At 28.7% G+C, this 14,358-nt stretch carries 13 protein-coding genes and 2 pseudogenes; 5 read left to right on the forward strand and 10 right to left on the reverse strand.

Annotated elements, in window-relative coordinates:
• Nucleotides 1-163: 163 nt before the first annotated feature.
• Complete coding sequence (locus ACYUDJ_RS06360; protein ID WP_187648970.1) at nt 164-1,024, reverse strand: MerR family transcriptional regulator; 861 nt, start codon at nt 1,022-1,024, stop codon at nt 164-166.
• Between the two features lie 47 nt (nt 1,025-1,071).
• Between ACYUDJ_RS06360 and ACYUDJ_RS06365 the strand changes: the two genes are divergently transcribed.
• On the forward strand, nt 1,072-2,304 hold the full coding sequence (locus tag ACYUDJ_RS06365; RefSeq protein WP_043031677.1) for an agmatine deiminase family protein: 1,233 nt from the start codon (nt 1,072-1,074) through the stop codon (nt 2,302-2,304).
• 136 nt (nt 2,305-2,440) lie between these two features.
• Here the strand turns inward: ACYUDJ_RS06365 and ACYUDJ_RS06370 are convergent, their stop codons facing one another.
• The 5 genes and pseudogenes from ACYUDJ_RS06370 to ACYUDJ_RS06390 form a co-directional block, all read right to left on the reverse strand.
• Nucleotides 2,441-3,310 carry an AraC family transcriptional regulator gene (locus ACYUDJ_RS06370; RefSeq protein ID WP_043031675.1) on the reverse strand — a complete coding sequence of 290 codons (870 nt, stop codon included), beginning with the start codon at nt 3,308-3,310 and terminating at the stop codon, nt 2,441-2,443.
• Between the two features lie 71 nt (nt 3,311-3,381).
• A complete protein-coding gene (locus tag ACYUDJ_RS06375) occupies nt 3,382-4,494 on the reverse strand; it encodes a C45 family autoproteolytic acyltransferase/hydolase (protein ID WP_061329651.1) in 1,113 nt (370 codons plus the stop codon).
• 404 nt (nt 4,495-4,898) lie between these two features.
• The gene (gene pduB / locus ACYUDJ_RS06380; protein WP_003489112.1) at nt 4,899-5,597 is read right to left on the reverse strand and encodes a propanediol utilization microcompartment protein PduB; all 699 of its coding nucleotides are present in this window, start codon (nt 5,595-5,597) and stop codon (nt 4,899-4,901) included.
• Nucleotides 5,598-6,375: 778 nt separating this feature from the next.
• Entirely contained in the window at nt 6,376-6,555 is a 180-nt protein-coding gene (locus ACYUDJ_RS06385; RefSeq protein WP_030033929.1) for an aspartyl-phosphate phosphatase Spo0E family protein, read from the reverse strand.
• A 92-nt stretch (nt 6,556-6,647) separates the two neighbouring features.
• Nucleotides 6,648-6,806: pseudogene (locus tag ACYUDJ_RS06390) on the reverse strand (DUF1259 domain-containing protein); the annotation flags it as partial.
• Nucleotides 6,807-7,024: 218 nt separating this feature from the next.
• On the opposite strand from ACYUDJ_RS06390, the gene ACYUDJ_RS06395 reads away from it, so the two are divergent.
• Both ACYUDJ_RS06395 and ACYUDJ_RS06400 read left to right on the forward strand, forming a co-directional pair.
• A complete protein-coding gene (locus tag ACYUDJ_RS06395) occupies nt 7,025-8,197 on the forward strand; it encodes a MerR family transcriptional regulator (RefSeq protein WP_003489103.1) in 1,173 nt (390 codons plus the stop codon).
• 111 nt (nt 8,198-8,308) lie between these two features.
• On the forward strand, nt 8,309-8,764 hold the full coding sequence (locus ACYUDJ_RS06400) for a hypothetical protein (protein WP_042386317.1): 456 nt from the start codon (nt 8,309-8,311) through the stop codon (nt 8,762-8,764).
• Nucleotides 8,765-9,012: 248 nt separating this feature from the next.
• On the opposite strand, the gene ACYUDJ_RS06405 is transcribed toward ACYUDJ_RS06400, so the two are convergent.
• The 3 genes from ACYUDJ_RS06405 to ACYUDJ_RS06415 form a co-directional block, all read right to left on the reverse strand.
• Entirely contained in the window at nt 9,013-10,104 is a 1,092-nt protein-coding gene (locus ACYUDJ_RS06405; RefSeq protein ID WP_003489098.1) for a radical SAM protein, read from the reverse strand.
• Nucleotides 10,105-10,128: 24 nt separating this feature from the next.
• Complete coding sequence (locus ACYUDJ_RS06410) at nt 10,129-10,692, reverse strand: TetR/AcrR family transcriptional regulator (RefSeq protein WP_003489097.1); 564 nt, start codon at nt 10,690-10,692, stop codon at nt 10,129-10,131.
• Nucleotides 10,693-10,873: 181 nt separating this feature from the next.
• The gene (locus ACYUDJ_RS06415) at nt 10,874-11,734 is read right to left on the reverse strand and encodes a helix-turn-helix domain-containing protein (RefSeq protein WP_003489094.1); all 861 of its coding nucleotides are present in this window, start codon (nt 11,732-11,734) and stop codon (nt 10,874-10,876) included.
• A gap of 427 nt (nt 11,735-12,161) precedes the next feature.
• On the opposite strand from ACYUDJ_RS06415, the gene mraY reads away from it, so the two are divergent.
• Nucleotides 12,162-13,115 carry a phospho-N-acetylmuramoyl-pentapeptide-transferase gene (gene mraY, locus ACYUDJ_RS06420; protein WP_003489092.1) on the forward strand — a complete coding sequence of 318 codons (954 nt, stop codon included), beginning with the start codon at nt 12,162-12,164 and terminating at the stop codon, nt 13,113-13,115.
• Nucleotides 13,116-13,315: 200 nt separating this feature from the next.
• On the opposite strand, the gene ACYUDJ_RS06425 is transcribed toward mraY, so the two are convergent.
• The gene (locus ACYUDJ_RS06425; RefSeq protein ID WP_003356234.1) at nt 13,316-13,522 is read right to left on the reverse strand and encodes a hypothetical protein; all 207 of its coding nucleotides are present in this window, start codon (nt 13,520-13,522) and stop codon (nt 13,316-13,318) included.
• Nucleotides 13,523-13,768: 246 nt separating this feature from the next.
• Here ACYUDJ_RS06425 and ACYUDJ_RS06430 point away from each other — a divergent pair.
• Nucleotides 13,769-14,239 (forward strand): annotated as a pseudogene (locus tag ACYUDJ_RS06430) (epoxyqueuosine reductase); the annotation flags it as partial.
• Between the last annotated feature and the right edge of the window lie 119 nt (nt 14,240-14,358).

A 14,358-nucleotide genomic window follows, 5' to 3' on the forward strand; every position in this document is an offset into this window, starting at 1 on the left:
ATAATGCTTGGTAGTGCAAAAACTATAAAAAAGCAAGCATTTTATAGTATCAAATAAAATACAGCCAGTACACTGAGGATAACTCTCAGTGTACTGGCTGTATTTTAATTTCTTCATTAATTAATCTTTATTTTCTTTAGTAATTTAGCGTAATAGCAATATTCTATTTTTTTACTGCAACACTAATTTTTGTTACAAAATCCCTACTATTTTGTGTAGCTAATATATTAAGTAAATATTCTTCATAGGCATCACCACATATGGTAAGCCCTTGTTCTTTAATTTTTCTCATAAATCCCTTATAAAAATCTACTATTGATTCATAAGAACCCTTATAATAAGTTACTGCATATAATCCTGCTGGCTTTATGGTAGCATCTGGTTTATCCATACGAACAAATAACCTATCAATTCTGCCAAACCTACCTGAAAGCAAATCATTTTTATCAATGACAGAGCCAACAAATGCAGGTCCCTTTAATTCTGTTTTCTTAAAAAATTCTTCATAATAATCAGACCATTCTTCATTACTCGTATCACTTTTCAAAGGATTTTTATCGCTGTATAATATAGGTTCTTCTTCAATATCCATAAGTATAATTTTATCTAGAGGGGCATTTAAAGCTTCCTCTGATTGAAGAACAATTCTATTAAGAATAGAACGAATTTGTATCAATTTTTCAATTTCCTCATCTACTTTATTAAGCTGATTCTTTGATAATGCAATTAATTCCTCTGGTGATGGTTCTTTAAGATAATTGTCTAATGATTTTAAAGGGAAATTAAGCTCTCTTAAAGACTGAATTACCCAAAAAATATCAAACTGTGGTATGGTATAATAACGGTATCCATTCTCACTTTTTCCTGCTGGTTTAAATAAACCTATTTTATCATAATATAATAATGTATCTTTTTTAATCCCAAATCTCTTTGCAAATTCACCAGTTGTAAAGGTTCTAAAATTTTTTCTATCTATATAAATCCCCTCCTTGACTATTGAGTAACTCCATACTTTATAATGCATCTTAATTAGATAAATTGCAATAATAAAATTATAAAGGAGATTTTAATATGGAAACATATAGAACTATAGGAGAATTTGAAAAACAAGAATCTGTAATGATTATATGGCCTCTAAGTGCTTATGCCACTAGCAAACTAAATAATGATATTGTAAGTGTTCAAATAGCTAAAGCTCTCATTGAAGAAGTAAAAGTAATTATTTGTTGCTTTGATATGGATGTACAAAATCGTGCACAAAAAGTACTAACTAATGAAGGCATTGACATAACCTTAATCAAATTTGTAATATTTCCTTCAAGCATCGTATATCCTCGTGATTTTGGTGCTGAAATAATGATAAGTAACAAGGGAAACCGTGCTAGAGTTGATTTTCATTTTGACATGTATGGATATTATTCTGAAGAAGATGAGCTTTCTAAGCTTTTATATGGCTTTAGTAAATTCCACGCAGAAAGTGTTGGAATAAAAAATACAAGATACTCTAATCTAATTAGTGAAGGTGGAGATCATGAGTTTAATGGTCGTGGCGTTATGATGGCTATACAAGAAACTGAGGTGGATAAACGTAATCCTAATAAAACTATTGCTGAAGTAGAAAAAGAGCTAAAAGAAGTATTTAATTTAGACCAAATTATCTGGCTTCCGCAATGCTCCTATGATGATGAATACTCATATTGTGGACCAATCCCATCTTCTGATAATACATTTAATTCTTTTCGTTCAGCCTCTGCTAACGGACACATTGATGAAATTTGTAGGTTTGTTAGCCAGGATACAATTTTAATGGCATATGTTTCTGATGAAGAAGCTTTAAATAGTAAACTTCATGCATTAAACAAAGAACGATTAGACAAAGACTTTGAAGCTGTGAAAGCTGCCAAAAGCTCTGATGGAAAGCCTTTCAAAATCCTTAAAATGCCTGTTCCTGAACCAATATATGTTGATCTATATCCAAAGGATGATGCCTATAACCATTGGAGTGAAGCAAAAGAAGATATGAATGGGATATTGCTAAATGGAACACCCTTTCCAGATGATTCTATAAACGTATTACCAGCACTAAGTTATTGCAATTTCTTAATTGCAAATAATGTAGTAATAGCTCAAAAGTATTACGAAGAAGGAATGTCAGAGTTAATCAAAGAAAAAGATGAAAAAGCACTAAATGTTTTAAAAACTGCTTTCCCAAATCATCGCATTGTACAAGTTAATACATTAGCACTTAATCTATATGGTGGAGGAATTCATTGCCATACAAGAAATATTCCAGCAACAAAATAAATAATATAAAAAGGGATGTTTTATTAAACCATCCCCCTTTTTCTTATATCTACATTATTAAAGAGTTATACCTAAAAACATCAAATTTTTTAACCTAATTGCAATCCTTAAAAACTTTGCTCTCAAGTATCATGCTCTATTTTATAGGAATATAAATATCAATCTCTGATAAATGATTATTTGCTCCTTTAAATCCTTCATCATATAATTCAAAATCATCTCTTATATCAATCTCTACCTTAGAAAAGGGAATCCATGTTCCCCAAATATACTCATAAGTTTCCTGTAATTTTTCTACACTTCCCTTATGAGTAAACACTACATATTTCCCCTGTGCAATAACTTTAGCTACCATTCCTTCTGGTATATATTTAAAAGATGTAACTTCTGTGCCAACAATTTCACTATATGCTACATTTTCACCAAATTCATTGTTAGGCTTATCATTTTGGCAAATTCCATAATATTTAAGTGGTTCAGCCCTATTTATTATTTTTGAACTGCTCTTATTGAAAGAATTCCATAAATCGGGTAATAAATTATTTTTCAGCGAAGTCTTTCCTTTTATACCTATAACTTTAACTTCAGGAATAACTTTAATTACTGGTTGAATGGTAATATTATTCAAAATATGCTTTAATCTTTCATTATCTATATATTTCTTATTACCCTTAAGTACATCAATTCTATTTTTTCTATATTCAGTAGGGCTGATATCATATATTTTTTTAAATGCTCTTGCAAATGCTTCTGGTGATTTAAATTGAAAATCTAATGCTATATCTATAATTTTTTTATCTGTATATATTAAATCTTGCGCTGCTTTTGTAATTCTTCTTTTTCGTATATAATTTCCAATAGTTTCACCTAACAATCCTTCAAATAAACGAGTGAAATGATAGTAAGAATAACCAATAGACTTTGCTACATCCTCCGTTTTTAAATCTTCATCCAAATTTTTCTCAATATACATAATTGCTTTTTCTAATGATTTAATATAATCCATGATACATCACAAAATCCTTTCTTGATTATATACTTCACATCACTGGCTAGCTTAGCCCCCTTTTTAACTTCTTATATTAATTCATAAAAATCTTTTGGTGCTCTATCCTTTATAATCTTTGCTGGATACTCTAAATATTTTTTCCCATTGTCTATTTTAAAGGTATGCCAATCATTTAAAGCTGTTGATCCAAAACATACATCTGCAGTTCCATCATTTAAATCAAATACCATCCCCCTTAGTGTGCCAAAAAAATCTTCATAATAATGGCAACACAATCCTTCTGGATACATGGTAGATAACAATGATTTAAGATTGTCCTGTGTAACTATTTCTTTACTATTTAAATATTTATTAATTAAATTATATCGTACTACTGAGTTTTTCATACTCTTAGGGTCATATTTCTTCAATTCCTCAAAATGAATATGATTTGTAGAGCATAGAAATTGTTCTTTTGTATTAGCTGAAATACGTTTAATTGCTTTTTTGCCATCTAAACTTTCAATTAGAGCTGCATTTCCCATTTTATCAGCAACCATAAGATTTATATTATATGCTATTGGTACACTCTGAACATATTTTATAGCTTCATTAACATCCTTACAATTTTCTAATACTGATCTTATAACTGCCCAAAATTGTAATCCCACAATTGCAGGTTTCCTAGCCCCTTCAATATTATTAGCTACTGGTATACCTGTCGATGTTTGACTAACTCCAAGCCCACATTCATTCATCCCATCTCCTCTACCAAATTGAACCATAGATGTACCTATATGAGCATATTTTCCTTTAATTTTAGTAGTACATAAAATAAGTTCTTCCATTTCATCGTTAAATTCATAATTTCTAGCCAATAATACATGATTGTTTTTAGTCTTTTGAGGCAATATAGCCATTTGACTACAGCCTGGTTTAAGAAATGACATTGCATAATATAATGCTTGAAATTTATCAAGTCCCAATACATCTGTAAAACCTTGAATTTCTTCATTAATTCCTGGGCAATATTCATCAAACATTTTTATAATTTGTATTTGTTCCTCTTTTGAGAAAGGATACTTTTGGATTTTTTGCATCTCTAGACACTGTGGCGTAGCTTTCATTTTTTCTCCTAATAATTTACCTACTTCATAATTTGTACCTTCTAATTCATAATAACAAGCTTTTAAGTTTTTCATAAATACTTTTCTCCTTAACTTTATTTTGTAATATAAAGTTATCATTTCTAAAAAATTTATGCCTGATATTTTCTGCTATTTATAGGGTATGTGTATAAACAATTTTTCTATGACGTAAAAGCACCGTAAAATTCAGATTTGAATAATACGGTGCTCAAATAAATTATTGGCTTTTTATCCGATGACTACCCGCTCTAATACTCCCATCTTCTTCAAAGTGGGAGTAAAGAGCAGTTACGTCCCTGGATAACGATTTCCCCTAAAGGATAACGACTTCTAAGGAGTAAAACTCCTAAGAATTCTGTTAATAAGCTTCAGTGGGAGTAAAAACTCCCTCTGAAGCCAAGAACTCTGTTTATAGTTAGATCATTTAATAAGAAAAAAACAGATTAATAAATCATCTGCTAAATATATGGTTTAGTAGCAGATTGAGCCTCTTGCCCCATTGCTTTCAATAATGACAAACCAATTTCTCTTGCGGCTATTACTGATTCTCTAACAGCATCTGAATCTCCAGTAACTGTTATAATTACTTCGTTTGTGTGTGCTGTTCCTGCATCTGGACTTGCATATGTTACCATCTCAATATTTGCAGTTTTCATTGCTGTATCTGCCATTACTAAACCGATACCAGCTGGAGCACCAGCAATTATCGCAAAAGCTTTTCCAAGTGGAGCACCAAATGCTTTTTCTGATGCCAAGCTTGCTCTTGCAGTATATGAAAGCTCCAAGTGCCCTGAATCACATGTATAAACATCCCCAAAAGTTCTATCTAATTCCTTAAGAACAACTTCTACTGCTCTTCTTGCATCTGTTACGTCTTCTGCTGCCAGAATGATTAAGCAACCATGCCCTGCCCCACCCTTTGTATCTCTTGGCATTTCAATCTTTACTACTTCTGTATTAGTAGCTTTTACAGCCTCATCTGCTGCCATAATATGTGGTCCTGCACCTGTTCTTCCACTAATTATTCCTAGAGACCGATATTTTTTATCTAATCCCATTTTTTCATGAAGAAAACAATCAACATTAGCTATGACTAAGCCAATGGTATCTCCAATTGCCGTTCCTACAAATTCTGTTATTGATGATGATGTATTCATTGCTAGTACCTCTCTTTTCTACTACATTCTTATTTTTACTTACTTGAACAACTTCCTTACTAAGTGTTTTTTCTACTACTGCTTATATAATTTTGTTCAAAATATATAGTTTGGTGGGCATTACTTCTTGGATATATTTTATTTGAATTACTACTTTTACTTTACTAGAGGTAATTATATCATAATTTTTATTAGTAAAGATAATTGCCTTTCTAAATAAATGTGAAGTAATTCTACTTTTTCACACCCTATTATTCAATTCTCAAAGAACATTGTTTGCACCTCTTATTTAAGTACTTATGTCATCTAGTAATCAAATTACGTATTCTTAAGTTCTGTTCTTAGCCACATTAGCAATGATTTAAGAGTTTCAATTTCTAATCTTAAGTTATCTATAGCATCTACCAAGACAATACACCAATATATAGAAAACTCCATATAAAAAGAACCCTATTTATTAGGGTTCTTTTCTTTAAGTAAGGCTATCTATGTTTAACTTATTGGGAAGCCACTATATTAATATTGTGAAAATGTTAAAAAATTCCTTTAAGTATCTAATAATAAAAAAGCCATAACGTGTAAACTTGCAAGAGGTATTGTAATCCAATAAAAACTACTATAAAAATTTTCTTCAGTATGTTTGTTCCTAAAATATCTAATCCAACAAATTTCATAGAATAACATCAGCAGAAATGATACTACAAGCCATAAATTCCATATGGAAAGTTCATGTATATTGAAATCACTAAAAATCAACACACTGAGTCCTATTAATGGCTTATTTCTCTTTTAACTTTTCATCAATAAGCTTATTATACTGATTTAATGCTGCATTTAATATCTTACTCGAAGTTACTACTTCAGGATCAACTAAGTTCCCTTGCTTTTCATTTATTAAACGCTCTAATTGCGTTCTTAATATCTCTATATCTTTTAATAAATCCTCTAACTCAGACATGCTAACACCTCCACAATTAGTATTAACTATGGAATTGTTTTTAATCATTCTAATTATCAATACGTTAATTCTTTTTTATAAAAGGCACCTGGAATTAACCTTGGTTCATCAAATAGCCAATGATTATGAAGTGCAGTAACTAATATTCCCTTTTTTCTTAAAATAGATATAAATCTATTTATTTCTTCTTCAAGAATAACTGTCTCTCCTAAATTAAGAGTTCTACCTTCATTATCAGGATCCTCAGTTGAATAAAAACTATGCGTACCAAATATCAATAATAGCTATAAATAAATATTTAAGCAATATTAAAGATTTTTAGGATTAAATTTTTTTGAAAAAGTGTTGACTCTAACGCCACGTCGTAGTGCAATATATACGTAGAGCTTACCTATATTAGCAAAAACTCGCAGCCGGCTCAGTATTAGATAATATTGATAGCTCTAAAATCAAACTTTGAGGTATAGAAATGAGAACAGTAAAACAAGTTTCGGATTTGGCAGGAATAAGTGTGCGCGCACTACATTACTATGATGAAATAGGATTATTAAAACCAAGTGAAATTACAGAAGCAGGATATAGACTTTATGATGATGAAGCCCTTAAAACCTTGCAGCAAATTTTATTTTTTAAAGAACTTGACATACCTTTAAAAGATGTTAAAGAGATAATGTCGAGTCCATACTTTGATAAAATGCAAGCACTAAAAAATCAAAAAAAGATGCTTATGTTAAAACGCAAAAGATTAGATGGCTTAATAGAGCTTATAAATAAAACCTTAAAAGGAGCAAATACAATGAGTTTTAAAGAATTTGATATGGCTGAATATTATAATGTATTGGAAGAATTCAAGAAAGAAAATAAGGATAGAGTAATTAAGAATTGGGGAAGTATAGATAAATCTGATGAAATGATTGAAAAGATGAAAGCTAATGAAACTAAAATTGCTAAGAACATTATAAAGCAGTATGCAAGTATAAAGAAATGTGCTGAAGCTGTTAGGAACGAGTTAAACAATGATATGTTAATAACTAGAAAAGAAAAATATGATGAGTTTAAAAATGATTTTCTTTACGATAAGCATCCTAAATTAAAAGAGCTATATAAAAAACTTACAGCCGACTTAAGTAAAGATACTTCTTCAAAGGAGATTCAAGAAATTGCTAAAGAGATAACGGATATAGCTAAAAAAGACTATGAAATTTTTAAAACGGATAGAGGAGATAACACCTGGTACTATATGATGACCAATTCCCTAGAGCCTAAGTGGATAGAAGAGGTTGATAAAAAATACGGAAGAGGTGCGGCTAAATTTATTGGAGAAACCTTTAAAATTTATTTGCAAGATAAGCAGCCTAAATTAGAAATATTATATAAAAAGCTTACAGATGATTTAAGTAAAGATCCTACTTCAAAGGAAATTCAGCAAATTGTTTCTGAAATAGCAGCTACAACTAAAAGGAATTATGAATTTTATAAAGGAAATACGGGATTGGACTATAAGGGATTTTTCTCTGTTATGGCGGATATTTATTTATCAAATACCAATAAAGGGATGAATGCTGTAGATAAAAGATATGGGAAGGATGCATCTAAATTTATTGGAGAAGCTTTGAAATTTTATTCTGAACATAGTAAATAATAAATTGGAAACTATCAAAAGAGTATGTTAAGCAGAAAATAATACAGAAGTGCCAAATAGTCTATGTCCTTCATATAGTGTATAGAATAATAAAATATTGGAGGACAGACGATGCCTTGTATATTACACCACTATGATCGAATTTCAACATATACTTTGGAATTATTACAAAACTTTAGTAAACGAATAATGATTATAGAAAACATTATAAATGAATTGTTAAAAGATGATTCCTTAAATAAAAGCAATGATTTCTCAAATTTTATTTCATACTTTAGCAACGGTAGATTTTATCATTTTAGATGTCATGGATTTATGGAATGCCTTGTTGTAACTAAAAGTTATTCCCCTGAAAGTATCTGTTATTGGACAATGAATCTCCTTACCCCAGCGTCTAATAATTTTATGAAAGCTTTATCATTCATTGAGATACTAAAAAATACCCATACTTTTGAGACTAATAGCCAATTTAAAAATCTCACAATGGAAATGGATAAGTTCAAAAAGGCTGCTATGGAAATAATGAATGCTGCAAAGTTATATAACATAAATTGTCAGAATTTATAAGGAGGGTGTGGGAAACCATATCCTCCTTAACTTTTAATCTTTTATGTTACATTCTCTATTTCTCTAGTTACAAAACTTAATATATCTATTTTCTTCTTTTTTGGTATCCATTAAATGAGCCGAGTTGCTGCAACAGGTAATTCCTATCTTTTAATTTGCATGGAAAATTATATCATAGTATATATATTTTTTCATCACCCCTCAGAAAACATAGGTATTTTTAACACCATTTGCTCACTCTCACTTTATTACAATCCTAACAACTCTTTAACATGGTCTTCTTTTTCAAATAATAAACATCCACCATCATGTTCTCCAAGTAACATTTCATTATCTTTAAGCTTTTTAAATAATGGTGATTTTAAGGCTTCTCTTAAACTACACTCTTTTAAATTAATATCTGAATATGGTGAAAATGGACATGGCTCTGCTCCACCATTAGCATTTATATGAAAAAAACCTCTTCCAGCAGCTAAACATCCACCTGAATATTTTTCATCACCAGGGAATGATAAAAACACCATGTTTTCGAATACTTTTCTCAATTCTTCTATCTTTTCTTCTAATATTAAACGTTCTTTATCCGTAGGTGCAAGATTTCTAGTAGAGTTATTTACTGGAACGTACTCTACAAATATTAATACTCTTGTCCCTTTATTATAAAGCTCCTGTACAAATTCTTTACTTGTAACAGTTATTATATTTTCAGTTGTTACGGTTACAGAACCTCCAAATAAAATCCCCTTTTTATTCAAGCTATTCATTGCAGTCATTATTGAATTATAAGTTCCTTCTCCTCTTCTTTCATCTGTTTGATCCTTATCACCTTCAATACTTATCATTGGCACAAGATTTCTATTTTTATCAAATAAATTTATATAACTTTCATCTAGCATAGTTCCATTTGTGAAAATTGGAAAAACTATTTCTTTAACAGAAGAAGCTTTTTCAATAACCCCTCTTCTCATCAACGGTTCTCCCCCTAATAATAATAAAAATGAGATTCCAACTTCCTTTGCTTCATTAAAGATTTCTCCCCATCTTTTTTCTGACATCTCACTAGCTTTTAAGTTATCTCCACATGATTTATTAGCTCTTGCATAACAGCCCTTACAATGCAAATTACAATTAGTAGCGATACTTACCATTAAAAATGGTGAGATATGCTCTCCGTTACTTTCTAACATATCCCTTTTATTTTTTGCATCCTTTACTGCTAACATATACTTTATTACAAATGCAGCTTCCTTTGGATTTTTTATAGATGATTTTAAAACGTTCTTTACTATATTTTCAATACCTTCACTCATATATTCAGATAAATTAAATTCTTTACTCATTATTTATCCCCCCCCCAAAACTCTTTATTTAAAAAATAAATCTAATTGAATATCAATAAGCTTATCTCTTTCTTCTTTAATATTAATATCAATATTACTAAAGAATTTAAATTCATCTGCTCTGTAAAATACTAATTGCATAAATGAAATTAATTGATATGAAATAATTTTACACTCCTCATCACTTTTACTTCCTTGAAAGCATTCTTTAACTAAAGGAAGTATTTCAATAGTTTCAGTAAATTCTCCCTTTAATAAAATATATGGCATCATTTCCTTTGTATATTTTTTATAATGAACAACTATATCACTAATACGAGTTAAAAAATATCTAAGTTTATCTTTTGGTGCCTTTACATCATTTTTCATATCTTCAAAATAAGCATTGGCAAAATCTCGTATTAATTTATTTGCTGCAATATTTATTAATTCATCTTTGGATGCAAAATAATAATTTATTGTTGATAAATTTACTTTTGCTCTTTCTGTTATCTTTCTTGATGTTATTTCTGAAACATCGTCACACTCTTGCAATAATTTCATTACTGATTCTATTAATTGATTTTTAGTATTGTTAGATTTATCCAACTCATCGCCTCATTTTCAAACATGTTTTATACACGTTTGATTATAAACTATTTGTTATAATATAGCAATATTTAAAATTGTATTTAATAAATTTTATAATTTCATATAATAAAATAACTCTCACCTAAAGCATTAATCTTAGGAAGAGAGTAAAATATCATGTTAAAATCCTATTGATGGATTAAATCAACTTTCTAATAAAATTATAAGCATCCTCATCTTCAACTGAAGATAATTTTATATGTTCAAAAGTTGTTTCTTGACAAGAAAAGCTTAAAAGTTTTTTTAATCTTTCGTAATGCAATTCCCTATCTACCCTTATTTTACTGAAGAGAATTTTTTGAGCACAAGGTTTACTATTTGCATCTGAAGGTAACATAAGCAAAGCTATACCTCCCACATATTTATTTTTATTTACATTAGGTTTGACCATATTTATATATGTAATGCCGTCATTAGTACTTTGTAAATTGAAGAATATAAGCTTATCAAAAGTATTGTAGTCTCCTTTAAATAACTTAACAACTTCGCCATTTGAAAGAATTTTAAATACTACATTATCATTGAAAAATTCAACAATACCTTCATGTATAGCTCCTTCTCTAGCTATATTAGTAACTAAAAAATAAACATAATATTTATCTTCAAATATATCTGTATTAATATCCATATTATTTTCTAAGTTTTCCATATCAGCTGCTGTTAGTGGAATAGAAGTAAGTTTATCTATGCTTATATTATATACTTCACAAATATATATTAAGGTTTCTATAGATGGAAAAGCTTCTGCTGATTTGTATTTAGAAAGTAAATCTTCTGAAACACCTATTTTCTTAGCAAGATTTTTTTGTGTTATTTCTAACTGAATGAGCTTTTTTAAGTTATATATAAATATTTTAGATGTTTTTTCATATATATTATTTTTTAAAGCTTTTATTGTATTAATATCACATATCATACTATCATTATTAGATTTTATATACTCTAACCTATCTTTTACCTTTTCATCTATTTCTCTAATTTTACATAACTCATTCTTCAAAATTATCCCTCCAAATTATATTCATAATCAAGTTACTTGAATAATATTCAATTTAGTATTTTATACTTTTCAATTTATTTTGATACTAATATATATCTATTGTTACAACTCAATCACTATATTACCATAATTATGAAGCTAAAATAACTTTTTCTTCTTTTCTTATAAAAAATCAACGTTAGCTAAAACAAATCCAATTTTTGAAATTCCATATTGATAGGAGGATTATTGACGAAAATAAAATCAAAGCAATATTTATTGATGATTATATTAAAAACTGTGCTGCAGCAATGAAACTTGGAATTAATTTCTTAGTATTATACAAGGACTAGAAGCTATATATTTATAACAAATTACACTATAGAAATTACAACATTATTAAGAACTTAATAGACGTTAAGAAATATTAAGTTAGAAAGGATTTACTATGAGTACTATTATATATGCTGTATTATTCAGTTTTTTATTATCTACAATTACTAGTTTGTTTCTTATCCCATTATTTAAAAAATTAAATCTAGGACAAAGCATTAAAAATGGAATTCCAATAAGCCATAAAAAAAAGGCTGGAACTCCTACATTTGGTGGTATTATTTTTATTTTTTCATCAATAATAACAATGTTATTTATGATAAAAAATTATAATAAAGAACTCTTGCTTGTAATATCTTCACTTATTGCTTTTGGACTGATAGGTTTCATTGATGATACTTTAAAGAAAATACATAAAAAAAATGAAGGATTAACTTCAAAAGGAAAAATGATTTTATTACTTTTTGTATCAAGTATTTTTGCCATTTACTCATACTATAATCCTTCAATTGGTTCAATAATTATGTTTCCATTTACTAAAAAACTATTTGACTTAAGAATTTTATACATACCTTTTATTATTTTTTATTACGTATCAACAACTAATGCATTAAACTTAACAGACGGTTTAGACGGACTTGCTACTTCTATAACACTACTTATAGTAACATTCTTTATTTTTCTATCTTTTGGAATGGGTCATTATACATTATCAATTAGTTGCGGTTGTATAGCAGGAGCTTTATTAGGATTCTTGCGATATAATTGCTATCCCGCTAAAATAATTATGGGGGATACTGGTTCTTTAGCCCTTGGTGGTGCTATCGCAACGATAGCTATGATACTCAAAAACCCATTTATTATTATCATTGTTGGAGGAATTTATGTTATTGAAGCATTATCATCATTAATTCAAATAGTATTTTTTAAACTATTTGGTAAACGTATTTTTAAAATGGCTCCTATTCATCACTCATTTGAGTTACATGGCTGGCATGAAACCAAAATAGTTTCAGTATTTTCTATAATAACAACAATTTTATGTCTTATTGGATTTTTATCTATGTAATTAACAGTATTACTTTTGAACGTAACAAACTTACTCCACTGATTAAAACCTCAAAATTGTAGATACTATCACAATAATAAGTTATACTTACTATAGAAAAAATCTAAAAAAATAGTAGTCCCTATTCGCAATTGGATGCTACTATTTTTTATTACATTAAATTATAGTTATACTTTTTGCCTAAATTACTTCTTAAACCTCTAATTTTGTAGCTGCTTATTGAGAAGAAATACATTTTCTATTTCATTTCCCTCATCATCATAATATTTTACATCTGCTCCTGCTATATACCCTAATGTATCTCTTTCAAGTACACTCCCTTGAATATTTAATAATGATTCTTCATTCATGGGTAGCTCTACTTCTTTTGTTTCATAATCTCTTTGGCATACTATCTTTACTTTCATGGCTATCATTCTCCTTTATAATATTAGTATGCTTCAATAAAACCTAAAATATTTTACATTATTAATTTTCTCTTATAGAAATTTCTTCTACATTATTTTCTAATGATTCTTTATAAAGTTCAACTTTCATATAGCCTTTACTTTCTTTATTTCTTCAATATTACTAACACATTCACTTAACCCGTAATATAAATTGCTCAGTCTTTCATTGTAAAATTCAGATATTGTTTCATTTGTAAATTTTTTATTAAAAAAATAGGATATCATGCAGGTATTTCACCATAAACTTCCACCTTTGACCAAAAGATATTAAAAAGGAATTGGTCTCATCGACATTTTGCAAAAGTTGCTGGTCTTGGAACCTTTGGTATCAATAATATGCTTATAACTAAGATTGGATGCTGCGGAAGATATAGCACCATTGTAACCAATCTAGATGTTAAACCAGATTCACCTTTAGAAGATGAATTTTGCTTATATAAAAATAATGGAAGCTGTGGTATATGTGTAAAACATTGTCCATCAGGTGCATTGACTTTAGATGGATATGATAGACATAAATGTTATGTCGTACTAAGAAAAAATGCAGAATTATATACAGAATTCGGAAGCTCTTACACCAATAAATCTGGTAATCATCCAAACAGTGTAGGTAGTGAAGTATGTGGAAAGTGTGTAGTAAATACACCATGTACCTTTTTTTATAGAAAACCTTGATTATAAATTAGAAAAATTAACTATACATGTCACATTCAAATATCCGTCATATTCCATGGTTTCCAGATAACATATGTTTTTAAAATGAAGATAAAAGTAAAAAAATTTTTTGACGTCGA

The organism is Clostridium sp. CTA-6 (assembly GCF_054768115.1).